The 25,244-nt window shown below is 55.0% G+C and carries 18 protein-coding genes, 2 tRNA genes, 3 rRNA genes and 2 pseudogenes; 12 read left to right on the plus strand and 13 right to left on the minus strand.

All coding sequences use genetic code 11. The annotated features are described in order from the left end of the window. Positions 1-14: 14 nt before the first annotated feature. On the plus strand, positions 15-3,584 hold the full coding sequence (locus QMK58_RS11120) for a molybdopterin cofactor-binding domain-containing protein (protein WP_053161386.1): 3,570 nt from the start codon (positions 15-17) through the stop codon (positions 3,582-3,584). 8 nt (positions 3,585-3,592) lie between these two features. Here QMK58_RS11120 and QMK58_RS11125 read toward each other — a convergent pair whose 3' ends face one another. After that, positions 3,593-4,276, minus strand: coding sequence for a TetR/AcrR family transcriptional regulator (locus tag QMK58_RS11125; protein ID WP_172681839.1), 684 nt, complete (start codon positions 4,274-4,276; stop codon positions 3,593-3,595). A gap of 282 nt (positions 4,277-4,558) precedes the next feature. On the opposite strand from QMK58_RS11125, the gene QMK58_RS11130 reads away from it, so the two are divergent. Further along, positions 4,559-5,752, plus strand: a complete 1,194-nt coding sequence (locus QMK58_RS11130) for an XdhC family protein (protein ID WP_320396298.1) — start codon at positions 4,559-4,561, stop codon at positions 5,750-5,752. Between the two features lie 13 nt (positions 5,753-5,765). Here the strand turns inward: QMK58_RS11130 and QMK58_RS11135 are convergent. The 4 genes and pseudogenes from QMK58_RS11135 to QMK58_RS11150 all read right to left on the minus strand — a co-directional run. Beyond that, positions 5,766-6,229: pseudogene (locus tag QMK58_RS11135) on the minus strand (tyrosine-type recombinase/integrase); the annotation flags it as partial. A gap of 96 nt (positions 6,230-6,325) precedes the next feature. Further along, positions 6,326-6,619, minus strand: a complete 294-nt coding sequence (locus tag QMK58_RS11140; protein WP_053161315.1) for a hypothetical protein — start codon at positions 6,617-6,619, stop codon at positions 6,326-6,328. Positions 6,620-6,832: 213 nt separating this feature from the next. Next, entirely contained in the window at positions 6,833-7,126 is a 294-nt protein-coding gene (locus tag QMK58_RS11145; RefSeq protein ID WP_053161315.1) for a hypothetical protein, read from the minus strand. A gap of 234 nt (positions 7,127-7,360) precedes the next feature. Beyond that, entirely contained in the window at positions 7,361-7,675 is a 315-nt protein-coding gene (locus QMK58_RS11150) for a hypothetical protein (RefSeq protein ID WP_320396527.1), read from the minus strand. Positions 7,676-8,130: 455 nt separating this feature from the next. Between QMK58_RS11150 and QMK58_RS11155 the strand changes: the two genes are divergently transcribed. Next, complete coding sequence (locus QMK58_RS11155) at positions 8,131-8,349, plus strand: hypothetical protein (protein WP_082344525.1); 219 nt, start codon at positions 8,131-8,133, stop codon at positions 8,347-8,349. A gap of 244 nt (positions 8,350-8,593) precedes the next feature. Here the strand turns inward: QMK58_RS11155 and QMK58_RS11160 are convergent, their stop codons facing one another. Continuing rightward, positions 8,594-9,016, minus strand: a complete 423-nt coding sequence (locus tag QMK58_RS11160; protein ID WP_320396299.1) for a type II toxin-antitoxin system HicB family antitoxin — start codon at positions 9,014-9,016, stop codon at positions 8,594-8,596. Between the two features lie 209 nt (positions 9,017-9,225). Here QMK58_RS11160 and QMK58_RS11165 point away from each other — a divergent pair. Continuing rightward, positions 9,226-9,315, plus strand: a pseudogene (locus tag QMK58_RS11165) (NIPSNAP family protein); the annotation flags it as partial. Between the two features lie 405 nt (positions 9,316-9,720). Continuing rightward, the gene (locus QMK58_RS11170) at positions 9,721-9,900 is read left to right on the plus strand and encodes a hypothetical protein (protein WP_320396300.1); all 180 of its coding nucleotides are present in this window, start codon (positions 9,721-9,723) and stop codon (positions 9,898-9,900) included. Between the two features lie 42 nt (positions 9,901-9,942). Here QMK58_RS11170 and QMK58_RS11175 read toward each other — a convergent pair whose 3' ends face one another. The 3 genes from QMK58_RS11175 to QMK58_RS11185 all read right to left on the minus strand — a co-directional run bounded on the left by QMK58_RS11175 (position 9,943) and on the right by QMK58_RS11185 (position 12,793). Further along, the gene (locus QMK58_RS11175; RefSeq protein WP_320396301.1) at positions 9,943-11,100 is read right to left on the minus strand and encodes a hypothetical protein; all 1,158 of its coding nucleotides are present in this window, start codon (positions 11,098-11,100) and stop codon (positions 9,943-9,945) included. Positions 11,101-11,257: 157 nt separating this feature from the next. Next, positions 11,258-11,461: a hypothetical protein gene (locus QMK58_RS11180; protein WP_053161325.1), complete on the minus strand. Its 204-nt coding sequence runs from the start codon at positions 11,459-11,461 to the stop codon at positions 11,258-11,260. A 181-nt stretch (positions 11,462-11,642) separates the two neighbouring features. Further along, positions 11,643-12,793, minus strand: a protein-coding gene (locus QMK58_RS11185) for an IS3 family transposase (RefSeq protein ID WP_320394926.1) whose coding sequence is annotated in 2 segments (ribosomal slippage) — positions 11,643-12,559 and positions 12,559-12,793 — 1,152 coding nt in all. Because the reading frame shifts where the segments join, the coding sequence is not laid out codon by codon here. Between the two features lie 1,484 nt (positions 12,794-14,277). On the opposite strand from QMK58_RS11185, the gene QMK58_RS11190 reads away from it, so the two are divergent. The 5 genes from QMK58_RS11190 (at position 14,278) to rrf (ending at position 19,492) form a co-directional block, all read left to right on the plus strand. Continuing rightward, a 16S ribosomal RNA gene (locus tag QMK58_RS11190) occupies positions 14,278-15,814 on the plus strand. A gap of 122 nt (positions 15,815-15,936) precedes the next feature. Beyond that, positions 15,937-16,013: transfer RNA gene (locus tag QMK58_RS11195), tRNA-Ile, on the plus strand. 10 nt (positions 16,014-16,023) lie between these two features. Beyond that, positions 16,024-16,099, plus strand: a tRNA-Ala gene (locus QMK58_RS11200). 234 nt (positions 16,100-16,333) lie between these two features. After that, positions 16,334-19,225 (plus strand): 23S ribosomal RNA (locus QMK58_RS11205). A 151-nt stretch (positions 19,226-19,376) separates the two neighbouring features. Beyond that, positions 19,377-19,492: ribosomal RNA gene (gene rrf / locus QMK58_RS11210) — 5S ribosomal RNA — on the plus strand. The 16S, 23S and 5S rRNA genes sit together here with 2 tRNA genes alongside, the layout of an rRNA operon. Positions 19,493-19,688: 196 nt before the next feature. Here rrf and QMK58_RS11215 read toward each other — a convergent pair. The 3 genes from QMK58_RS11215 to QMK58_RS11225 form a co-directional block, all read right to left on the minus strand. Beyond that, a complete protein-coding gene (locus QMK58_RS11215; protein WP_320396302.1) occupies positions 19,689-20,102 on the minus strand; it encodes a VOC family protein in 414 nt (137 codons plus the stop codon). Positions 20,103-20,190: 88 nt separating this feature from the next. Further along, complete coding sequence (locus QMK58_RS11220; protein ID WP_053158013.1) at positions 20,191-20,850, minus strand: TetR/AcrR family transcriptional regulator; 660 nt, start codon at positions 20,848-20,850, stop codon at positions 20,191-20,193. Next, on the minus strand, positions 20,837-21,688 hold the full coding sequence (locus QMK58_RS11225; protein ID WP_053158016.1) for a 3-hydroxybutyryl-CoA dehydrogenase: 852 nt from the start codon (positions 21,686-21,688) through the stop codon (positions 20,837-20,839). Before QMK58_RS11225 ends, QMK58_RS11220 begins: the two co-directional genes overlap by 14 nt. Positions 21,689-21,851: 163 nt before the next feature. On the opposite strand from QMK58_RS11225, the gene QMK58_RS11230 reads away from it, so the two are divergent. Both QMK58_RS11230 and QMK58_RS11235 read left to right on the plus strand, forming a co-directional pair. Beyond that, the gene (locus QMK58_RS11230) at positions 21,852-22,862 is read left to right on the plus strand and encodes an AraC family transcriptional regulator (RefSeq protein WP_320396303.1); all 1,011 of its coding nucleotides are present in this window, start codon (positions 21,852-21,854) and stop codon (positions 22,860-22,862) included. Positions 22,863-23,003: 141 nt separating this feature from the next. Continuing rightward, positions 23,004-24,131, plus strand: a complete 1,128-nt coding sequence (locus QMK58_RS11235; RefSeq protein ID WP_320396304.1) for a hypothetical protein — start codon at positions 23,004-23,006, stop codon at positions 24,129-24,131. Positions 24,132-24,309: 178 nt separating this feature from the next. Here QMK58_RS11235 and QMK58_RS11240 read toward each other — a convergent pair whose 3' ends face one another. Continuing rightward, a complete protein-coding gene (locus QMK58_RS11240; RefSeq protein ID WP_320396305.1) occupies positions 24,310-25,032 on the minus strand; it encodes a pirin family protein in 723 nt (240 codons plus the stop codon). Positions 25,033-25,244 lie beyond the last annotated feature (212 nt).

The raw sequence follows: 25,244 nt of genomic DNA on the forward strand, positions 1-25,244 counted from the left end.
ACGGATTGATGACCATGACTCATGCAACGCTCACCCGTGATCAGCTGTTGGCCAAGTCCGGCGTTTTGTTGGTCGTCGATCAGATACAGCCACCGTCCGGCCCCGTCGCCAAAGGTGGTGTACCCGTCATCAAACCCAAGGAGCTAGCGTTGTTCCTAGCGGTCAATGACGATGGCAAGGTCTATGCGTTCAACGGCCACGTGGACCTGGGCACCGGGATCCGTACTGCGCTGGCTCAAATTGTCGCCGAAGAGCTGGATCTGGCGCTGGACCAAGTCAGTATGGTCCTTGGTCATACCGACAGTGCGCCGAACCAGGGCGCAACCATCGCCAGTGCGACGATCCAGATTTCGGCCATCCCCTTGCGTAACGCCGCGGCTGAAGCCCGACGATTTTTGCTGGTTCGGGCGGCCCGGCGTTTTGCCGTTGCGGCTGACACCTTACGGATAAACAGCGGGGTAATCAGCAGCGAAGACGGTCGCCAGCTCACGTTTGCCGAACTGGTGGAGGGCGAGCGTGACCATTTGACGATTTCCGGCGATGCGCCGCTCAAGCGTCTGGAAGATTATAGGCTGGTGGGCAAGGGCGCAGCGCGGGTGGACATTCCCGGTAAAGCCACTGGCGAGCTGACCTACGTGCATGACATGCGGCTGCCGGACATGCTGCATGGCCGGGTGATTCGCCCACCTTACGCCGGGCTCGACAGCGGTGATTTCGTCGGCAACAGCCTGCTGGAGGTGGACGAGTCCTCCATCGCGCACATTCCCGGCATCGTCCGGGTGGTGGTGATTCGCGATTTCGTCGGCGTGGTCGCCCTGCGTGAAGAGCAGGCTGCGAAGGCCGCCCAGGCGCTGAAAGTCACTTGGAAAGCCTGGAACCACAAACTGCCGAACATGGATGACGTCGCTCAGGCCATTCGCGACAACCCCCGGATACAGCGCGTCGTGCTGGACAAGGGCAATGTAGACCAGGCACTGGAGCAGGCCAGCGAACGCATGACTCGCACCTATCTGTGGCCGTATCAGATGCACGGCTCCATTGGCCCTTCATGCGCACTGGCGGATTATCGCGAGGATGGCATTCGCGTCTGGTCGGGCACACAAAATCCGCACTTGCTGCGCGCTGACCTGGCATGGTTGCTGGAGTATCCGGAAGAGCGGATCGAGATCATCCGCATGGAAGCGGCAGGTTGTTACGGGCGTAATTGCGCCGACGACGTCTGCGCCGATGCGGTTTTACTGTCCCGCGCTGTCGGCGTGCCGGTACGGGTGCAACTGACCCGCGAGCAAGAGCACGTATGGGAGCCCAAAGGTACGGCGCAACTGATGGAGGTCGATGGAGGCATCAATCTCGATGGCGGGGTGGCCGGTTACGATTTTCAGACCAGCTACCCGTCCAATGGTGCACCGACCCTGGCACTGCTGCTGACGGGGCGTGTCGAACCGGTGGCGGCGATGTTCGAAATGGGCGACCGCACCTCGATCCCACCCTACGACTTTGAACACATGCGCGTGAGCGTAAACGACATGGCGCCCATTGTTCGGGCTTCGTGGATGCGGGGCGTGTCGGCGCTGCCCAATACCTTCGCCCATGAGTCGTATATCGATGAATTGGCCTTTGCCGCGGGTGTCGACCCCATCGAGTACCGTTTGCGTTATCTGAATGATGAGCGCGCCTCGGATCTGGTCAAAGCCACTGCTGCCCGCGCCGAATGGACACCGCGTACGCAGCCGATGCAAATCCCGGAACAAGACAACATCCTTCGTGGCCGGGGTTTTGCCTATGCCCGTTACATTCACAGCAAATTTCCAGGCTTCGGCGCGGCGTGGGCGGCGTGGGTCGCGGACGTGGCGGTGGACAAGCGCAGCGGCGAAGTGTCAGTCACCCGCGTAGTAATCGGTCATGACGCCGGGATGATGATCAATCCGGCCGGTGTTCAGCATCAGATTCACGGCAATGTGATTCAGTCCACCAGCCGCGTGCTCAAGGAGCGTGTGACCTTCGAAGAGTCCACCGTTGCCAGCAAGGAGTGGGGCGGTTACCCGATCCTGACATTCCCGCAGGTGCCGCAAATCGATGTGCTAATGATGCCGCGCCAGAACGAAGCACCCATGGGGGCGGGTGAGTCGGCGGCAGTGCCAAGCGCGGCAGCGATAGCCAATGCGATCTACGACGCCACCGGGATTCGCTTTCGTGAACTACCGATCACCGCTGAGCGTGTGCTGGCAGCGCTCAAAGGATCGGCGGACGAAGCGAATGCCAATCCCCCTGATTCGCCAAAGGCCAAGCGCTCGAAATGGTTGTTCGGCTCATTGTTCGCAGCGTTCGGCGCGATACTTGGCGTTGCTGCCACGGCTTTGCCCTGGCGTGCGGAAATCGCACCGATCACGCCACCCAGCGCGGGCACCTGGTCTGCGGCGACGCTGGAGCGAGGGCGTTTGCTGGCAGCCGTCGGCGATTGCGCGGTGTGTCACACTGCGTCAGGCGGTGCGACCAATGCGGGCGGGTTGGCAATGCAGACGCCTTTCGGAACGCTATATAGCAGCAACATCACACCTGACCCGAAAACCGGGATTGGCAGTTGGTCCTATTCCGCGTTCGAACGGGCCATGCGCGATGGCATCAGTCGCGATGGCAAGAATCTGTATCCGGCATTTCCTTACACTGCCTTCAGGAATATCAACGACGCCGATATGCAGGCGCTGTACGCGTACTTGATGTCACAGGCCCCGGTGAGCCAGCCCGCCAAGGTCAACGACATGCAGTTCCCATTCAACATGCGGCCGCTGATGGCGGGTTGGAACGCTTTATTCCTGCGCAAGGGCGAAATCCAGGTGCAGCCGCAACGCAGCGAGCAGTGGAATCGCGGCGCCTACCTGGTCAATGGGTTGGGTCACTGCGCGGCCTGTCATTCGCCGCGCAACCTTATGGGCGCGGAGAAGGGCGGTAAAAATTTCCTGGCGGGCGGCATGGTCGATGGCTGGGAAGCACCTGCGCTCAATGGCTTATCCAAATCGCCCACGCCGTGGACCGAAGACCAACTGTTCACCTACCTGAGCAGTGGTTATTCCGATGCCCACGGTGTCGCGGCGGGCCCTATGGGGCCGGTGGTTAGCGAATTGGCGAAACTGCCCAAAGCAGACATACGGGCGATGGCGGTTTACCTCGCGTCGCTCGATGGCACGGTGCAAGCACAGACCCGCTCAAGCACGGAAACTGTAGCGCAACCCAGCGTCACAGAGGTGTCGTTGAACAATGGTCGGCGGGTGTTTGAAGGTTCCTGCCAAGGCTGTCACGCCGATGGTCTTGGGCCGAAACTGTTTGGTGTCAGTCCCTCGTTGGCGACTAATACCAGTCTTCACAGTACGTTGCCAGACAACCTGCTGAAGGTCATTTTGCAAGGCATCTCCAACCCGGCGACGCCGGATCTTGGTTATATGCCAGGTTTCAAGGACAGCCTGTCCAACAGGCAGATCGCCGAACTGACGGCATACCTGCGCAATCGCTTCGCCTCAGCTGAACCTGCGTGGCAAGGGCTGGAGCAGAAGGTCGCGCACTTGCGGGCCAATCCCGGAACTCATTGATCAGAGAGTCACTGAGACGCAGGCAGTGTCAGCACACCGCGCACCACCAGATCGCTGATGAACGCCAGCCAGTCCTGCTGCTGGCCTTGATCCGCCAGGTTTAGACCAAGAAATGAGGTGAGGGTGTACCGGTTGGAGTTATAGAAGTAGCAGAGCGAGGCGATCATCAGGTAAACGTGATTGATGTCGATGTCCTGGCGAAACACCCCCTGTCGCTGACCCGCTTCGATGATCGGTGTGATCACGCCCAGCGTGGTGCCGGACAAGCGACGAAGCTCACTGGACTGCCTGGCGTGCGTGCCCTCGTGCAGGTTTTCGATATTGAGGATAGCGACGAATTCCGGATGCTTTACGTAGTAATGCCAGACGAACGCCACCCGTTCACGCAGGGCCTGCACGGGGTTCGAAAGGTCCAGGCGCAGCATGCTTTCGGCATGGTTGAATGCTTCATAAGTGTGTTCAAGCACCCGTACAAAGAGGTTTTCCTTGCTGCCGAAATAGTAATAGATCATCCGGTCATTGGACTCGGCTTCACTGGAAATCTGTTCGATCCGCCCGCCCGCATAACCATCACGGGTGAAGACCTTGACCGCGGCCTGGAGAATACGAGCCTTGGTCTGGTCGGCCTGCTGGGCTCTGATACCTGTTTTTTTGTTCACGCTGTTGCCCTTGACGATTATGCGTAGCGACATTTATGGCTAGGAAATGACATGACATTTCGTGGTAGCGCGCCACCGATCTCTGAACCGGGCACTCCGGCCAAAGGGTTTCTATGGGCGCCCCGGGTTTCTCGTACACCGTATGCATTAGATCGATGCCGCATTGTTCTTCGAGGAATGCAAGGGAATGAATAGTACTCCCGTTCAATGCGTTCGGCGGGTTGTTGGCAACGCTGTCTTTCCCCGCAAACGAGGGGCCGATCACTTGAAGACGATGGCGCAGCAATCAACTGAATTTGACCCGGGAGAGTGACCATGTCTGATTTGTACGCCTTGCTCGATGCATTGGATCAAGCCAACAGCACAAAGATCGATGCTGTACTCGCCACGGTCGTCAAGGTCGAGGGCTCGGCCTATCGGCGTCCTGGTGCGAGGATGCTGATTCCACTGTTTGGCCAGTCAGTCGGAACCATCAGTGGCGGTTGCCTGGAGCAGGAGTTGGCCAGGAAGGCCTGGTGGTTGACCGAGTCCGGCGGGACAGTGGTTCGTCGTTACAGCACGGCGGCCCAGGAAGAGGAGGACGCCGAAGATGAAGACGCGGCGCTGACATTTGGCCTGGGCTGCAACGGTACCGCGCATGTACTCCTGGAACGCCATGATGCCGGCAAGCGGAGTCTGTTGCTCGATGTGCTTCAGCGGGTGAGGGCCACCGGTCAACCGGCAGCCCTGGCGACCGTCATTGCCGCGGGCCGAACAGCCCGTGTGCGAGTCGGTGCTCGAATGGGACTGAACGCCTTTATGAACGCGTGTGAGGGCATCCGCTGCCAAGCGCTTCAACACGCCCTGCAGGGTGATTTGCGCAGTACCCTTGCGCGCAAAAAGTCTCAGTTGATGATTTACGGAAGCGGTGTAGATGAGGTCGAGGTCTTTCTCGAATACATCGCGCCACAGCGTCGACTGATGATCTTTGGCGCGGGTCATGACGCCCAGCCTTTGGTGCGGTTCGCCAGGGATTTGAACTGGCATGTCACGGTGGTGGACGGGCGTGCGCACTTTGCTCGCCCGGAACGGTTCCCTGGAGCAAGCCACGTCATTGTTGCGCCTATCGACGAGCCTTTTAACTTATCCAGTTCTGTCGACGGTGCCGCAGTGGTGATCATGACCCACAGCTATCGACAGGATCGGTATTGGCTTAAAAACGTTTTGCAATGTACTCCCGCCTATGTCGGGCAGTTGGGCCCTCGAGAGCGAACAGAACGACTGCTCGATGAGATGGGCGCCTTGGCCCGTTTGCCAGAAAGCCTGCCCAGGCTTCACTATCCGATCGGCCTGGATCTGGGGGGCGATACCCCGGCGAGCGTGGCCTTGGCCATTGTTGGCGAGATCACGGCCTACCTCAATGAACGCAGTGGCGGGATGTTGAAATACCGCAATTCCACCATTCACCAAGCTTGTGAGCCAACCCGCTCTCCAGCGATGGGCGGCCTGCAGGCGAAAATGGAAGCGTAGCGGCTACAGGGTAGAGCTCAGCGCCCGAGTAGTGACTGGTGATTCTGCGGTTCTTGTGGCCCAGAAGTGCCTTGCGGTCTTCCTCGGTTACGCCTGCTGCGCGTAGCCGACGGCCAAACGTGTGTTTTAGGTTATGAATCCTGATGGAGGCATAACCTGGGTGAGCAGGGCGAAGGTTTTCCTCCTGTCGGAGTTTCGCCGGTCTCACCCGCGCCTTCTTCCAAGCCGAGTCATTCATCCGGTGCATCGCGGTGTCTTTGTAAGGGAAAACCCATTCCTTACTCAGGCCGCGTTGCTTGTCGATGATCGACTTCGCCATGTTGTTTAGCACGACCAGTCGCTCATCACCGTTTTCACTCCAGACCGTTCGTGTCTCCCGCCGAAATCAGCCGGTATCAGAAAAGCACTGGTCCCGAGCTCCGGTACCGCAATTTCCCAATCCCATTTCAGCTTGCAGACTTCCTGCTCCCGGGTGCCGGCTGGTAGGTGAGGCGACGTCACGTAACGTAGGCGAACGGAATACGGACGTTGTCGCGGCGGCACAGGGTCTGGGCTATTCGTATTTTGGAGTGTTCATGCTGTCACTGCACCGCGGCCAAAGCATTGCGCCACTTCCTTCGTGAGGGGGGCCCATTCAAAATTGGCGTCCGAGGTATGGCCGTTGGCATACAAGCGGACGGGCCCCCAATCTCCGTTGCCGTAGAGGCAAGTCAGGCAACCGCGCTTCATGTAGGCCTCTCGAATAACGGGGATTTTACCCTTCTCAGTCAGTACAACAAAATCAGTACCAAACAACACTGCGCGTAGCTTCCATGCGCTGTACAGGCGCTTTTTTTCAGCGCCGACACATTCCTGGGTGGTGCTCATATCCTATGTATCCATTATCCCGCTCATCATGATTGGGTGCCGCACAAGAGCAACTCATTGCTAATGATTAGCGCAAGTCCTTGCTAAACACGATCTCGCTAATTGCTCCCGGGTGCCGGCTGGTAGGTGAGGCGACGTCACGTAACGTAGGCGAACGGAATACGGACGTTGTCGCGGCGGCACAGGGTCTGGGCTATTCGTATTTTGGAGTGTTCATGCTGTCACTGCACCGCGGCCAAAGCATTGCGCCACTTCCTTCGTGAGGGGGGCCCATTCAAAATTGGCGTCCGAGGTATGGCCGTTGGCATACAAGCGGACGGGCCCCCAATCTCCGTTGCCGTAGAGGCAAGTCAGGCAACCGCGCTTCATGTAGGCCTCTCGAATAACGGGGATTTTACCCTTCTCAGTCAGTACAACAAAATCAGTACCAAACAACACTGCGCGTAGCTTCCATGCGCTGTACAGGCGCTTTTTTTCAGCGCCGACACATTCCTGGGTGGTGCTCATATCCTATGTATCCATTATCCCGCTCATCATGATTGGGTGCCGCACAAGAGCAACTCATTGCTAATGATTAGCGCAAGTCCTTGCTAAACACGATCTCGCTAATGCCTCTTTGGCCCTGGCGCGAGCGTTGCAACGCCGTTCGCTGGCGGTTGCTACGCTCGACTGTAGTGTGCATTCTCCAAATGCGCCATACAGATCGTGTCCCAAAGGTTGAGGGAGGGGATGCCTCTGCCATTATTCGTCGTGACAGATGCGCAGGGCTTCGCGATTGTAGGCGAGCTGAAGTTTGCGCGACACGCTTTCGGAAATTTCGTATTCGTGACGCGGCGGGGCCAGCAGCGGGGCGGACTTTTGAGGCCCTAATGCGTGAAGATGACGAATCATCAGCGTGATGGCCTCGCCCTGTTCCTCGATGCCGCTCCAGGCCATCAGTTCAGGCAGGGCCTGCCGAGTGTCGGCCATGCAGTGCAGCCTGATTTCTTCCTGGCCGCGAGTCTTTCGCCTCGCCGCAGTCTTTTCCGATCGGACTTTACCGTCGAGAGCCGTCATAATTCCTAATCCTCGCAAATGGCCTTGGCCCACTCCAGCGGTGAGCGGCAGCGGATAACCTTGTTGATGATTGGCCGGCATTGAGGTCGAACCTTGTCGCGGCAGTTGAAGGCAGCGCGGATGGCGTCGTCAGTGCCGTGGATTCTGTACCGGTGGCGCTCATCGAGTCGCAAGAGCCTGGATGATCAGGTGAACGAGGCGCTGACAGCGGCTCAAGAGGTCATGGATGCGGAGGGTTTGATTGAAAGTTGCGCGGCGTAGCGAATAGCCATTGTAATGAGTGAGAGAATATTTACCCATCCTGTCGATCTTGCGCGTTAGGGATTGGCACAAAGAAACCCGGCCACTGCGTCGGGTTTTTTATTGCCCGTTCATCTGCTCAGTCGCACGCGCCACTCCTGCCAGCTTCAAACTATTACGGCCCAGAAAAGCTGGACCTCTTTGATGAGGTGGGTATGTCTACTGATTCGAGTTTCCAAGACCAAACGCAAGGTTCTGTTCCTACTAACCCGGAACCGGGTACCGATGAGCCGACTCTAGATCCTGACGATCCGAACAAATACGATCCGTTGAAAAATCCAAGCGACGATCGCCCAGAAGATTGGAAGGATGTCGGCGAGAGGACTACTCCAGAGGCGGATGAAGAAACACCGCTCTCAGACGATATGCGATAGGAGAGAGGCGCGACCATGGCGTTTGACAAGTACGGCCTTGCCACCTATACCTATGTGAACCACGACTTGTTGCCGCAGGGGGGCGTCTGGTAGCCATGCGGAACTGAGTAGCAAGAACAACCAACGCCAACTGCCCGCGCATGCGGGACCAATTTCAAAGCCTCGCCATCGTGCGGGGCTTTTTCGTTTCTGATCCCCTCGCTACTCTGTGCTGCACTTGGCCGCCACCTGACGGCCTTTTTATTCAGGCTGCCTCGACAGACACCGCCAGGCGTTTGCCCAGAGCAGCCAATGCGCTTTCCACCTGCTCGATCTTGGAGCTGTGTTGGAAATCCAGGAGTCGATCCACCTTGGTCTGCGCTGCAATGAGCAGGCGGCATAGATCGGCTTTGCGCATGCCCTTATCGCGCATGGCATTCCATAGGGCGATCTTGGCATTGACCAGGGCAGACAGATGAATGACGTGCTGCCCCTGTTTCGGTGGTGAGGCCTTGGGGATGTGCCGCAGCTGATCGACATAGGTCCAAAGCGCCACTTCCAGTCCTTCGGTGGCGTTATGCAGCAGCTGTTCGAGCGTGTCGCTCGCGCTGTGTGCTTCTGGGATGTCGTCGCACGATGACCAGAAAGAGAATGCGCCCTCGGTCACGTTGATTGCATAGTCGTACATCGCATTACCGCTTGTGGAGCTGATGACGCTGAGTTCAAAGGGTGGAGCATCAATCCTTGAGGCCCAGTTGTTTGATGATTGCCTACCTGGTCCCTTCGACCATTTCCTTGGTCCCGTGGTTGGGAAGGGTTGTCTGCTTGCCTTGGTAGTAGATTTTGAAGTGACTTCCTTTTGCCGTCTTCGAAATCTGAACCCCTTGGGCTAACTGAATCGCCTTGGCACTCTTCAGCTTTCCTGACCTTGCCGCGTACGAGGCCTACCGTGAAATATCCATGTACGACCCGGACTGTCTTGCGGCCTGACGATATGCGTCATCCGCGGAAGCCATGGCTGACTTTTTCAACAGAGTCGGTTGGTTGCAGTCACTCCGACTCCATCATCACCGCGAGTGTCATCTTGATGAATTGTTTGTGGTCGCATCCATTTCGCCGATTGCCGTTGGGCACGGAGGGGAGTGCATGCGGGTGGAGTCGGGGAGGGGGTTGACGCAAATTCAGCGGCGGTTCTGGCATGTGGGTTTGATGTGTCCCACCGGTGAATCATTGGCCCGACTCACGGTCATATCGCCGACCTTTGCTTTTAGGACGTTCAAATGAAGCGTGCAGTAATAATGTTCATGGCCATTTCAGGCTCTCTGCTGCTGGCTGGTTGTGGGCCTCACTGGGACGACGGAGAAAGGTACGGTCGTGATCGGGGTTATGATCATGGTCGCGGATATGACCGAGGGTATGACGATGACCGAGGGCGCTACCGCAGATATGATCGTCGCGACGATGATCAAGGGTATGAACGCAATCACGATCACGATCACGATCGCGATCGTCACGATAGAGACGACTAACCCGCTCTGGTCCCGCTACGTCCTCACCAAGGCTATTCTGTGAAATCCCCACGCCCGCTACTGGCGACGGCGTGGGATTGCAGTATCAGCGGTTTCGTTGGCAAGGTGCAGTGAGGTTGCCATTTGCGCTGCTTACCTTTGCTCCAATAGCCCTGAATGGCAGCTTGCAAACAATCCACTTCATTTCCCTGTCGCCGCCTTCGGCGATATTGGTCTCACCAGCAGAAAGCTCAAAACTACCGAATATTCTCGCTGCGCAATTGTCCCGCCCATTTTTGTCGACGCTGCAACGTAAGACGCTGACGCTAAAGGCGCAAGTATTTCGAAATTGCTTATATGCTCGCAACGTGTCATGAGGGCCATATTGGACACATTGATTGTAAGTGCTGTCATAGACATACGGGGTACTGGTGGTCGTTTGTACTTGGTTGTACTGGCCACTGTTTGTGTCGGCACTGGCAACGTTATATTGGCTGGGCATTGCTTTTTGAATGGCCACCGCACTACTGCGGCTAGCCGTATCCACGGTCGCGTGGCTATTGGAGTTGCTAAGCTTCTTGTTACTCGAATTTACGACAGCGCCTGCAATAATTTGCATGGCCTGGCCCATAGTGATGTCATCATCCCCGCCACCATTATTATATTCCTCATCTTCGTCCCACTTGTCAGGTCGCGGCTTGTATTGAGCCACATTGCTCTGGACTGGAGCAGGAGCAGGAACGGGGGCATAAATTTTTTGACGGCGAGCACCTTCAAAACAGTCCGTGCAAAGTTGCATATTGGCATTCATCCATTGGCCAAAGGCTGCTACATACTGACCCCGATGATTGGCCAGGCACTCGGCGACCTTAGCCTCTTTGTCTAAATAAGCTTTTTCAGGGTCACCTTTTGGCGTTTTGAGCGCCAGTTTTTTACTGTTTGCCGCATTGGCTTTGAAATTAATGGATGGGTAGATCGGCACTTGGATATCGCCAGACTCATCCTGCAACGTACCGGTTAAATAATAGTTCGTATTCCAAGTGCCTTTCTGCACGGCGTCAAAGCCATCCACAGCTTCCACTCGAGGCATTCCTGACGCGGAGCAAGGCCCTCCCGTCGAGGTAACCTTGACATGATCGTTATCGTTGACAGCTACGAAGTCGAAACCATCGGCAGTGCCTTCGGCAGAGCGATAACTATTACCTGCCGATGCGTAGCCGGTAAGGCCGCAGATCAAAAATGTTGCGACTATTGTGATTTTCATTAGCTTGGACAGTATGAGTGTAAGGAAGGAGCATAGAGATTGAGCCTGTTATCGCCAGATTCAAAGCGACTGCTGGCTTGGCTTGTCGATTGCCCCACAATCCTCCTCACCTTCACCTCATCCGTATAATCCGCTAGCCGTCAGCAGAGTTTTCCACTCAATGGAGAATCCTGCGACTCTCTCCAATCCTGATCCGGTCCAGCGCCCGGTTTAAAGAATCCAAAGCATCAAGTAGCGCTTTCGCCTCGTTCTCTCGACCATCTCCCCAAAGGCGTTCAGCCATTTTGTTCAAGGCTTGGATAGATCTTTCGATGTCTGCTGCGGTGACCGCAGCGTTACTTTCCGGTTGTTTCTTCGGCATTCGATAATCCTAATGCTGGGTATTGCGTTGTCTTGACGCGAATACATTGCTCACCAGAGCAAGGCCGCTGGATTTTTCCGTCTCGCCAGATTATCGAGCTTAAAGCGAGAGCTCAGACCAGATGAGCATTCCAAACCAGAAGCACCCGCGCCTGGATGAAAGTTGAATCGCCCCGGATTCTCTAGACACCTTGCAAGCTCATTGCGTAACGCTTTTCAAACTCTACCGGCGACAGCTGATTGTTGAAACCATGACGACGTTTTGCGTTGTAGAACATCTCGATGTAATCGAACACATCACTACGAGCATCTTCCCGCGTGGTGTAAATTTTCCGCTTGATCCGTTCCCGTTTCAGAAGCTGGAAAAAGCTCTCGGCCACGGCATTATCATGACAGTTGCCTCGGCGACTCATGCTGGCAACCAAATTGTTCGCCTTCAAAAAGCTGCGCCAATCGGAGCTGCTGTACTGGCTACCTTGGTCGCTATGAACCATTACCTCTTGTTTCGGTTTACGCCTCCAAACCGCCATCAATAACGCATCAATAGCCAAATCACTGGTCATCTGAGACTTCATTGACCAGCCTACAACCTGACGAGAAAACAGATCCAGCACCACAGCCAAGTACAACCAGCCTTCATATGTACGAATGTAGGTGATGTCGGTGACCCAAACCTTGTTGGGTTCCACGACATCGAACTGGCGCTTCAGCAAATTGGGTGAGGCGACCGCTGGCTTACCGCCGTACTTTCCAGGGCGACGTCGATACCCTGTCTGAGAGCGCAGACCTTCAAGACGCATCAGCCTCGCTACACGATGGCGACCACAGTCTTCACCGACCTCGCGCAGATCGTCATGGATTTTGCGATAGCCATAAACGCCGCCACTTTCCAGCCATGAATGCTTGATCAAACCCAGCAGTCGTTGGTCGTCTTTGGCGCGTGCAGATTGCGGCTCAGACAACCAGGCGTAATACCCACTGGGGTGGACTTTCAGCGTCAGGCAAAGCCGTCGTATGGAATAGTCATCTGCTCGCTGCTTGATAAAGGCGTACTTCAACCGCACTCCTTGGCAAAGTACGCGGCGGCCTTTTTTAAGATGTCTCGCTCTTCAGTAACCCGCTTGAGTTCTGCTCGCAGACGACGCAGTTCAGCGTGCTGATCATCGTCCTGCTGCCGTTCTTCTTGAGGTTTGCTGTAGCGCTTTATCCAGGCGTAGAGGCTATGCGTCGACACGCCAAGACGGGCCGCTACATCAGCGACAGGCAGCTTCTTTTCGGTCACTTGATTGACCGCTTGGATTTTGAATTCTTCGGGGTAACGCGGGTTGCTCATGGCACCTCCTAATTGGCCTCAGTTTAAGGCAAAGAGGTGTCTACGAAACCCGGGGCGATTCAAGTCTCATCGGCTCTGATGGTCTCGGAAGGGTGCCTAATATTGTCAGAAATCATTTTTAGCCGCTCTTCTCCCATCCACTGAAGACGCTTGATGCAGAGGTGCCCCTCGCAATAAAGCATGTAACTAGCGCTGCAAGCTGGCTGCAGAAATTGGGTTCCAGGTTTTTTTCTGAGAGCTGATGTGGTTTCGATATGGGGGAGGTTCTGCGTGGGAATCTCTTGGGCGCCCGGCGCACTGGCGTCCCCATTGCCTAAATGCTGCCGTCACTTTGAGTTGAACTTAATGCATTGAGCAAGGGCTGCAGGCAGGTGGCTTGGACTCGCAGGGGCGCACTGCGTGGCTAGGCAGTGAGCGTACAAAGGCTTTACCCCTAACGGGAGCCAGTCGCCATTCGGTGAAGGCAATCACAGTTTCCAAGGCAAGAAACCCAAAAAGGCGCAAATTACGCTGGATGGAGGAGGGGGGCGCTCGCTAAATCGAGCAATTCTAGTCCCGCAAAAGCAGGGTATCTCGATAGGAACTACGTAGAACTCATTGCCCCGTCGCCCCACTTGCAGATGAAGTCCGAGCTGCCTGCGGACTCAGTCGGCAAAGTGCTCGCTGCTTTGCGCGGTCAACACCAGGATCGGGATCTGGCAGCCTTGCTGGTGCAGGCGGTGGAACACCTCCCGGTCCGTGGGGTGCTGTCACCTAGATCGGCGAAGATCTGCTAACCGTCGGCGTGTAGCACCTGGCGTACAACATGACGAATCGGCGGCTGTTCGTATGCGATCAAAGCTTTGCTCATCCCGGGCAAGCCTGGCTTGAGCTCCGGATCGTTTCGAGATAACTGCCCTTGTTCTTTTTTCTGAGGTGGGCGGATTGCGCCTCTATATATAGGCAGTGATCAAAAGCACGTTTTACCCTTTCTGCAAGTTATTGATAGAAAAGCACAATCAGTGCTTGACGGCAGATTTCAGATGTCTATAATTCGCCCCACTTCCGGCGCAGTCGAAACGGAAAACTCCTTGGTAAACAAAGAGTTACGCAGTTTCGGCAGCAGGTTGCTTCAGGTCATCGAAGCCAGAAAGAAGTTGAAAAAGAGGTGTTGACAGCAGCGTGTAACGCTGTAGAATTCGCCTCCCGCTGACGAGAGATCTGAAGCGCAAGTGGTTGAAGTTGTTAAGGAAATCCTTGAAAACTTCTGAAAAATACCACTTGACAGCAAATGAGGCTGCTGTAGAATGCGCGCCTCGGTTGAGACGAAAGATCTTAACCAACCGCTCTTTAACAACTGAATCAAGCAATTCGTGTGGGTGCTTGTGGAGTCAGACTGCTAGTCAACAGATTATCAGCATCACAAGTTACTCCGCGAGAAATCAAAGATGTAACCAACGATTGCTGAGCCAAGTTTAGGGTTTTCTCAAAACCCAAAGATGTTTGAACTGAAGAGTTTGATCATGGCTCAGATTGAACGCTGGCGGCAGGCCTAACACATGCAAGTCGAGCGGATGACAGGAGCTTGCTCCTGAATTCAGCGGCGGACGGGTGAGTAATGCCTAGGAATCTGCCTGGTAGTGGGGGACAACGTTTCGAAAGGAACGCTAATACCGCATACGTCCTACGGGAGAAAGCAGGGGACCTTCGGGCCTTGCGCTATCAGATGAGCCTAGGTCGGATTAGCTAGTTGGTGAGGTAATGGCTCACCAAGGCGACGATCCGTAACTGGTCTGAGAGGATGATCAGTCACACTGGAACTGAGACACGGTCCAGACTCCTACGGGAGGCAGCAGTGGGGAATATTGGACAATGGGCGAAAGCCTGATCCAGCCATGCCGCGTGTGTGAAGAAGGTCTTCGGATTGTAAAGCACTTTAAGTTGGGAGGAAGGGCATTAACCTAATACGTTAGTGTTTTGACGTTACCGACAGAATAAGCACCGGCTAACTCTGTGCCAGCAGCCGCGGTAATACAGAGGGTGCAAGCGTTAATCGGAATTACTGGGCGTAAAGCGCGCGTAGGTGGTTTGTTAAGTTGGATGTGAAAGCCCCGGGCTCAACCTGGGAACTGCATTCAAAACTGACAAGCTAGAGTATGGTAGAGGGTGGTGGAATTTCCTGTGTAGCGGTGAAATGCGTAGATATAGGAAGGAACACCAGTGGCGAAGGCGACCACCTGGACTGATACTGACACTGAGGTGCGAAAGCGTGGGGAGCAAACAGGATTAGATACCCTGGTAGTCCACGCCGTAAACGATGTCAACTAGCCGTTGGGAGCCTTGAGCTCTTAGTGGCGCAGCTAACGCATTAAGTTGACCGCCTGGGGAGTACGGCCGCAAGGTTAAAACTCAAATGAATTGACGGGGGCCCGCACAAGCGGTGGAGCATGTGGTTTAATTCGAAGCAACGCGAAGAACCTTACCAGGCCTTGACATCCAATGAACTTTCCAGAGATGGATTGGTGCCTTCGGGAACATTGAGACAGGTGCTGCATGGCTGTCGTCAGCTCGTGTCGTGAGATGTTGGGTTAAGTCCCGTAACGAGCGCAACCCTTGTCCTTAGTTACCAGCACGTTATGGTGGGCACTCTAAGGAGACTGCCGGTGACAAACCGGAGGAAGGTGGGGATGACGTCAAGTCATCATGGCCCTTACGGCCTGGGCTACACACGTGCTACAATGGTCGGTACAGAGGGTTGCCAAGCCGCGAGGTGGAGCTAATCCCACAAAACCGATCGTAGTCCGGATCGCAGTCTGCAACTCGACTGCGTGAAGTCGGAATCGCTAGTAATCGCGAATCAGAATGTCGCGGTGAATACGTTCCCGGGCCTTGTACACACCGCCCGTCACACCATGGGAGTGGGTTGCACCAGAAGTAGCTAGTCTAACCTTCGGGAGGACGGTTACCACGGTGTGATTCATGACTGGGGTGAAGTCGTAACAAGGTAGCCGTAGGGGAACCTGCGGCTGGATCACCTCCTTAATCGACGACTCAGCTGCTCCATAAGTTCCCACACGAATTGCTTGATTCATTGAAGAAGACGATAGAAGCAGCTTTAAGCTCCAAGCTGATAGCTCCAAGCTAACAGTTGCGCGCTCGAAATTGGGTCTGTAGCTCAGTTGGTTAGAGCGCACCCCTGATAAGGGTGAGGTCGGCAGTTCGAATCTGCCCAGACCCACCAATTTTGTTATGGGGCCATAGCTCAGCTGGGAGAGCGCCTGCCTTGCACGCAGGAGGTCAACGGTTCGATCCCGTTTGGCTCCACCATATAACTGCTTCTGAAAGTTTAGAAATGAATATTCCGATGTGAATATTGATTTCTAGTCTTTTGATTAGATCGTTCTTTAAAAATTTGGGTATGTGATAGAAAGATAGACTGAACGTTACTTTCACTGGTAACGGATCAGGCTAAGGTAAAATTTGTGAGTTCTCTTAGTTGAGAAATTCGAATTTTCGGCGAATGTCGTCTTCACAGTATAACCAGATTGCTTGGGGTTATATGGTCAAGTGAAGAAGCGCATACGGTGGATGCCTTGGCAGTCAGAGGCGATGAAAGACGTGGTAGCCTGCGAAAAGCTTCGGGGAGTCGGCAAACAGACTTTGATCCGGAGATGTCTGAATGGGGGAACCCAGCCATCATAAGATGGTTATCTTGTACTGAATACATAGGTGCAAGAGGCGAACCAGGGGAACTGAAACATCTAAGTACCCTGAGGAAAAGAAATCAACCGAGATTCCCTTAGTAGTGGCGAGCGAACGGGGACCAGCCCTTAAGTGGCTTTGAGATTAGCGGAACGCTCTGGAAAGTGCGGCCATAGTGGGTGATAGCCCTGTACGCGAAAATCTCTTGGTCATGAAATCGAGTAGGACGGAGCACGAGAAACTTTGTCTGAATATGGGGGGACCATCCTCCAAGGCTAAATACTACTGACTGACCGATAGTGAACTAGTACCGTGAGGGAAAGGCGAAAAGAACCCCGGAGAGGGGAGTGAAATAGATCCTGAAACCGTATGCGTACAAGCAGTGGGAGCCCACTTTGTTGGGTGACTGCGTACCTTTTGTATAATGGGTCAGCGACTTATTTTCAGTGGCGAGCTTAACCGAATAGGGGAGGCGTAGCGAAAGCGAGTCTTAATAGGGCGTCTAGTCGCTGGGAATAGACCCGAAACCGGGCGATCTATCCATGGGCAGGTTGAAGGTTGGGTAACACTAACTGGAGGACCGAACCGACTACCGTTGAAAAGTTAGCGGATGACCTGTGGATCGGAGTGAAAGGCTAATCAAGCTCGGAGATAGCTGGTTCTCCTCGAAAGCTATTTAGGTAGCGCCTCATGTATCACTGTAGGGGGTAGAGCACTGTTTCGGCTAGGGGGTCATCCCGACTTACCAAACCGATGCAAACTCCGAATACCTACAAGTGCCGAGCATGGGAGACACACGGCGGGTGCTAACGTCCGTCGTGAAAAGGGAAACAACCCAGACCGTCAGCTAAGGTCCCAAAGTTATGGTTAAGTGGGAAACGATGTGGGAAGGCTTAGACAGCTAGGAGGTTGGCTTAGAAGCAGCCACCCTTTAAAGAAAGCGTAATAGCTCACTAGTCGAGTCGGCCTGCGCGGAAGATGTAACGGGGCTCAAACCATACACCGAAGCTACGGGTATCACTTAGGTGATGCGGTAGAGGAGCGTTCTGTAAGCCTGTGAAGGTGAGTTGAGAAGCTTGCTGGAGGTATCAGAAGTGCGAATGCTGACATGAGTAACGACAATGGGTGTGAAAAACACCCACGCCGAAAGACCAAGGTTTCCTGCGCAACGTTAATCGACGCAGGGTTAGTCGGTCCCTAAGGCGAGGCTGAAAAGCGTAGTCGATGGAAAACAGGTTAATATTCCTGTACTTCTGGTTATTGCGATGGAGGGACGGAGAAGGCTAGGCCAGCTTGGCGTTGGTTGTCCAAGTTTAAGGTGGTAGGCTGGAATCTTAGGTAAATCCGGGATTCTAAGGCCGAGAGCTGATGACGAGTGTTCTTTTAGAACACGAAGTGGTTGATGCCATGCTTCCAAGAAAAGCTTCTAAGCTTCAGGTAACCAGGAACCGTACCCCAAACCGACACAGGTGGTTGGGTAGAGAATACCAAGGCGCTTGAGAGAACTCGGGTGAAGGAACTAGGCAAAATGGCACCGTAACTTCGGGAGAAGGTGCGCCGGTGAGGGTGAAGCATTTACTGCGTAAGCCCACGCCGGTCGAAGATACCAGGCCGCTGCGACTGTTTATTAAAAACACAGCACTCTGCAAACACGAAAGTGGACGTATAGGGTGTGACGCCTGCCCGGTGCCGGAAGGTTAATTGATGGGGTTAGCTAACGCGAAGCTCTTGATCGAAGCCCCGGTAAACGGCGGCCGTAACTATAACGGTCCTAAGGTAGCGAAATTCCTTGTCGGGTAAGTTCCGACCTGCACGAATGGCGTAACGATGGCGGCGCTGTCTCCACCCGAGACTCAGTGAAATTGAAATCGCTGTGAAGATGCAGTGTATCCGCGGCTAGACGGAAAGACCCCGTGAACCTTTACTATAGCTTTGCACTGGACTTTGAATTTGCTTGTGTAGGATAGGTGGGAGGCTTTGAAGCGTGGACGCCAGTTCGCGTGGAGCCAACCTTGAAATACCACCCTGGCAACTTTGAGGTTCTAACTCAGGTCCGTTATCCGGATCGAGGACAGTGTATGGTGGGTAGTTTGACTGGGGCGGTCTCCTCCTAAAGAGTAACGGAGGAGTACGAAGGTGCGCTCAGACCGGTCGGAAATCGGTCGTAGAGTATAAAGGCAAAAGCGCGCTTGACTGCGAGACAGACACGTCGAGCAGGTACGAAAGTAGGTCTTAGTGATCCGGTGGTTCTGTATGGAAGGGCCATCGCTCAACGGATAAAAGGTACTCCGGGGATAACAGGCTGATACCGCCCAAGAGTTCATATCGACGGCGGTGTTTGGCACCTCGATGTCGGCTCATCACATCCTGGGGCTGAAGCCGGTCCCAAGGGTATGGCTGTTCGCCATTTAAAGTGGTACGCGAGCTGGGTTTAGAACGTCGTGAGACAGTTCGGTCCCTATCTGCCGTGGACGTTTGAGATTTGAGAGGGGCTGCTCCTAGTACGAGAGGACCGGAGTGGACGAACCTCTGGTGTTCCGGTTGTCACGCCAGTGGCATTGCCGGGTAGCTATGTTCGGAATAGATAACCGCTGAAAGCATCTAAGCGGGAAACTAGCCTCAAGATGAGATCTCACTGGGACCTTGAGTCCCCTGAAGGGCCGTCGAAGACTACGACGTTGATAGGTTGGGTGTGTAAGCGCTGTGAGGCGTTGAGCTAACCAATACTAATTGCCCGTGAGGCTTGACCATATAACACCCAAGCAATTTGAGTCGAAAGGCCAGATTGCGGTGTGTGAAGACGCAATGAACCGAAAGTTCGAAATACTCACAAAACACCAAGCTATCACATCCCCAATTTGCTGAAGCGCGGCCGACTGGCCACGATTCGGTACCCGAATTTCTTGACGACCATAGAGCATTGGAACCACCTGATCCCATCCCGAACTCAGCAGTGAAACGATGCATCGCCGATGGTAGTGTGGGGTTTCCCCATGTGAGAGTAGGTCATCGTCAAGATTAAATTCCGAAACCCCAATTGCGAAAGCAGTTGGGGTTTTGTTTTTGCGCCTTTTTTTCCTGCGCGAGCGAGCTTGCTCGCGAAAAGGCCCAGGACACGGCGTTGCCGCAGGCAGTTAACGTCATCGGAACGCCACCAGGAGTTAGCTCGTTCCTACGCCGGCGGTGATGTTCTGAGCCAGCCTACAAAATCCCTTCACTGATCCTTTTCGCAATTGACCATCCACGATACGCCAAACCGGTCGACCAACATGCCGAAGCGTGCGGCCCAAAAGGTGGCTTCCAGCGGCATCTGCACGTGGCCACCCTCAGACAAGGCCGTAAATACCCGTTCAGCTTCGGCAATGCTGTCGACGTTAAGCGAGATCGAACATCCACTCATGTCTTCGGTTGGACGATCAGGGGTAGTGTCTGACCCCATGATCGCCTGGTCGCCTACGGCAAGGCGGGTATGGATGATCAGGTTATGGAGGTCTTCAGGCACGTGCTCGGCGGCAGGTGTTTCGCCAAAGGTCATCATGGCTTCGATCTGGCCAGGCAAACTTTGTGCGTAGAATTCGAAAGCGGCTTTGCAGTCGCCATTGAAGATGAGGTAAGGATTGATTTTCATGTTCGGCTCCGGGTGTTGAAGGTACACATCGGATTGGACGCCGGTTTTTTCGACGAATTCCGATGGTACTGAGCCGACAATCAAAGCGCTAAATCGTGGTGAAGGCGGGGCTTTCTTTAGATATTTTTCCGATTGGTCGGGCCAGGCTTATTGCCTCTGGTGTGCGTTTCGGCGCCAACACTCGCTCAATGGCGCCGCTGACCAGGCTCTCTAATAGTTCATCGCGTTCCTGTTCAGCCAGCGCATGAGCCGGTAGCCAACTGGGGGCGCTGTTGAGCAATGACGCGATGGCATGCCCTGCCGCCAAGACACCTTCCTCGCTGAATCTTGGCTTTACACCCAGTACTTTCAGCAGCATGTGCTCGTATTGCTCTCGCAGTTGTTGTACTCGCTGCTGTTGCTCTGCATTCAGACAGCCACTGTCGCGTTCCACGAGACGGAAATGCCAAGGCATGTCCCGATGCAGGTTCAGGTGCGCACGAATCAGGCTGGTGAGTTTATCGCGCTTCGCCGGCGCTTTTTGCCGGATGCGTTCGAGGGTAGCCAGCAACTCCTCGTAAAACTCCTCGATCAGATCGAGCAGCAAGTGCTGTTTGCTGGGGTAATGATGGTACAGCGAGCCTGGGGAAAGCCCCAGGCAAGTGGCGAGTTCGCGCATGCCGACCTGGCCGAATCCTTTGCTGGCAAACAATTGCAGCACCTTGTCCCGGTACTCGGCGAAACGCGAACAACGCTCAGGCATAGGCATGGAAGCCGCGCCCCGTTTTACGCCCCAGGTAACCGGCGGCGACCATTTCCTTCAGCAACGGAGCGGGACGATACTTGCTGTCGTTGAACCCTTCGTAGAAGGCTTCCATGATCGCCAGTAGTGTATCCAGGCCGATCAGGTCCGCCAGGGCCAGCGGGCCTATGGGTTGATTGCAGCCCAGGCGCATACCAGCGTCGATGTCTTCGGCACTGGCCAACCCCTCCTGGAAAACCAGGATCGATTCGTTGATCATCGGCACCAGGATCCGGTTGACCACGAAGCCAGGGCGATTTCCGGAGGTGATCGCGGTTTTGCCGAGTGTCGTTGCCATGTCCAGCGCCAGTTTGTGAGTGGCGTCGCTGGTTTGCAGACCACGGATGACTTCAATCAGACCCATCACTGGCACCGGATTAAAGAAATGCAGGCCGATGAAACGTTCAGGCTGTTTGACACTGGCAGCGAGTTGGGTGATCGACAGCGATGAAGTATTGGACGCGATCACGCATTCATTGCTGACCTGGTCGGCGATTTGTTGGAGCACGCGCAATTTCAGTTCGAGATTTTCCGTGGCGGCTTCGATCACCAGTTGCGCGTTATGCAAACTGCTGTAATCGGTGCTGGTGCGGATTCTGTCGAGAGTCGCCAGTTTCTGCTCAGACGTCAGGGTCTCTTTGGCAATCTGCCGATCAAGGTTTTTACCAACGGTCGCGACTGCCTTTTGTAGCGCGTTCTCGGAGATATCGATCAAGGTCACGTTGAATCCCGCCATGGCGCAGACTTGCGCAATGCCGTTGCCCATGGTGCCTGCACCGATCACTCCAATGTTTTGCAGATTCATTTTGCGTCCTTCGATCAAACCCTGCGATACCTTCGCCGCCACGGCGGCCGAAGGCGTACTATTGCCACGAGTCTAGAGCCGGCGGGGCGGTTGTCCTATGCCGCAACTGTTCAAGGGCACTGGTGTTTTTTGCCATTCAGATTCTGGGGAGAGAAGCGTTCACATGCGGGAAAAGGACTCGGTTGCTGCCTACTTTGTACAGGCAATGATCCATGGGCTGGGGGACAATCCACCCCGCGTGAAGGCGGTGCTCGAAGAGGCAGGCGTCGATTCTGCGGTCGTGCACCAGCCGACGGCGCGAGTGCCAGCCAGTGCATTTGCCGCGCTGTGGCTGATACAGATTCGCGAACTCGACGACGAGTTCTTCGGACTAGACTCCCACGGCATGCCACCCGGCAGTTTCGCGCTGATATGCCGGGCCTTGATTCAGGAGCCCGATTTGCACAAGGCCATGCGTCAATGCCTGGCCAACTTCGGGCTGTTCCTGCGCGACTTTCGCGGCACGTTGGCGGTGCGAGGAAAACGTGCGGTCATCAGTCTGCAAACCCATTCGTCGGACTCCAATGCCAGCCGTTTCGGTGAGGAGACGTTCCTGGTGTTGATGATCAGTATTTTGTGCTGGCTGGGTGGCCGCCGCATCCCGATCGACCGCGCCGATTTTCGCCATGCGCGACTGTCGCTCAGCGATGATCGATTGCTTTGGGGGCCCAATCTGACGTTCGGCGCCGAGCGCACAGAAATCGAATTTGCCAGCCATTACCTGAGACTGCCGGTGGTTCAGGATCTCGTGTCGCTGAAGGTGTTTCTGCGCACGGCACCGCAATGGCTGGTGATCCGCTTTCGCAACCAGCACGGCTTGGCGTCACAGGTTCATCAACGCTTGCGTGGCAGTCATTACAGCGAGTGGCCGACGTTGCAGGCCTTCGCGTTGGAGCAGCACCTGAGCCCCAGCACCTTCCGCCGCAAACTGGAACGTGAAGGCTGTTCTTATCAAGAGATCAAGGACGAAGTGCGGCGGGGTGTGGCTTTCGAACAGTTGCGGCAGAGCGGGGCCAGCATCAGTGATATCGCCGAGCAGTTGGGTTTTCAGGAACCCAGTGCCTTTCATCGTGCGTTCAAGAAGTGGACCGGGGAAAGCCCGGGGCGCTATCGGGCGAGGTATCAGGAGCAATGACAGGTGCGCCTGTCAGACGTTTCTGATTCTGCCTGGCTCCGATGATTTCGGCGGACCCAGGCTGTAAAGTCGTCCGTCGTTGTCTCTGTTCAATACTGCTTGAAACAAGGACGCTGATCCCATGGACAGGAGCCCATCGGCATGACCGAATTTGAACCCATCGAATCCAGACCTGAAAAAATCTTATCCAATCGCTATGCGCAACTGAGCCATTGCTTGAAGTGGCTGAGCGAGCGTGCCTGGCCGTTGAGTATCGGTATTCTGCTCACCGCGGGGGTGTACTTGTATCAGTACATTCTGGAGGAAAAGATTCCGCTGAGCATCACGTCTTCGGCCGTCATCACTGCACTTCCCGTGATGTCCGCGATACTGGTTTTCGTCATTTCGGTGCTGCTGGCCTTCGTCCTCCTGCCGATCTTCGTTCTGTTTCATCGATTGAATTCGTCCGAAAAACGCCTGAGCGATGATTTCAGTTTCGACCACAAGTGCCCTCAATCCAAAAGTCGCCATTTGCGATTGCTGGGGCGCTGGGGTGGAGGCTTGCTCATTCTGGGGATTTTCTGTGCCCTGTTGAGCGGTATTGGCTCTCAGGTGCAGGGTAACCTGCTATGGGGGGCTGGCGCAGTGCTGGGTACGGTCTTGACGCTGGCGGCTTATTATTGGCTGATGACCCTTGGAGTGGATGGGCCGATATCGACGGAGTTTCGATTTGCCTGTGTGATGTCGGCGTTCGTGCAGCTGGGGGTCATCCTCAATGTCACCATTGTTGTAATAAACATTGCCAGTCAGTACGTCAGTAGTGTCCTGTGGCTTGTTCCTCTGATGCTGGGCGAGTTGTTGCTTGTATGGTTGATCCAGCTTCTCGGTGCGCAGCTCGTGGTGAAAGTGCGCGGCCATGAGAATCCGGTCGCCCTTTTAGCGATCGCCGTGATAGCCGTGGTGATCGGACTGGGCTTGTATCCCCCTTCCGGTGCCAAGCTCGGTGGGTTTGCCTTTCAAATCTCCGCCTCTGGGGCCCGCCATTGCACGATCATGAGTTTCGATGCCGAACGTAAAGGGTTCGAATCAATAGTGGATCCCGACAGACCTGGCTTGAGTCGCCCGTTGCGGATCATCGCCGAGGCTGACGGTACATACTTTGTTCGGCCCTGGAAGACCGAATCCAAAGCCGTGCAGTTTGTACCGCGTGCCAGCCTGACCGGGATCGATGCCTGTCCTGGCGCCAGGGAAATGAGCAAAAATGCTCAAACCGACAGTTCCTCAGCTTAAGGCACAGGCGTGGTTTGTTTTCAACGCCTGTCTCGGCCCGACTACTGGACCGGGTTTGGCGTTCATCAAACCGTCGAGGCCTTGTTGATACTGGTTGCCTCCAAGGCTCAAGCTGTTGGTGTGGGTACCGCCAGGCACCAATAGGTGCCTGTCGATTTAGACCCCGGCGACGCAAGGCTCATGGCATTTCCGGCAGTTCTTGTGGACGCAGGTCGAACACCAGCACTTCGGCATCGACGCCATTGTTCAAAGTCAGCACCTGCTCCTCACGGATGCGCACACCGTCGCCTTCCTGCAACAACACGCCGTTGAGTTCGACGCTCCCCCGTGCGACGTGTACATAGGCATAGCGATTGGCCGCAAGTTCCAGGGTGGCGCTTTCCTTGCCATCGATCAGAGCGGCATAGACCCGCGCATCCTGGCGTACCTTCAGTGAACCCTTGGCGCCGTCCGGAGAAATGATCAGTTGCAGACGCCCGCGTTTTTTCTGTGTACTGAAGTGTTCCTGCTGATAGCGCGGTTTGGCGCCACTGACATCCGGCACGATCCAGATTTGCAGAAAATGAACCGGTCGGTTGCTGGAGTGGTTGTACTCGCTGTGGGCCACGCCGCTACCGGCGCTCATCAACTGTACGTCACCCGGGCGAATCACCGATCCGGTACCGAGGGTATCTTTGTGTTCCAAAGCACCCTCAAGCACGTAAGAGAAAATCTCCATGTCGCGGTGCGGATGCTGGCCGAAGCCTTTTCCGGCAGCCACGCGGTCATCGTTGATCACCAGCAGGTCGGAAAACCCCTGTTCTTTGGGATTACGGTAGCTGGCGAAAGAAAAGGTGTGAAACGATTTCAACCAGCCATGATTGGCCAGACCACGATCCGAGGCTTTGCGAAGAGTCAGCATGAAGAATTCTCCTGGAGGGACGTAGTGTCGTCCGAGTGAGGAGAAGGTTAATGTTTACTGATTGATGCAATAAGTAGGTGGAAACTGAAATACTGTCTCTTTCAAGTTGACAGTTTCATTAGAGCCGTCCTGTATTTATCTGCCGTGTTCGCGGCACAATTGGCCATAATGCTCAGCGTGCCTGCTCGTTCCTATCTATTGATTCCAGTGAT

Origin of the sequence: Pseudomonas sp. P8_241 (assembly GCF_034008315.1) — a bacterium.
Lineage (GTDB): Bacteria > Pseudomonadota > Gammaproteobacteria > Pseudomonadales > Pseudomonadaceae > Aquipseudomonas.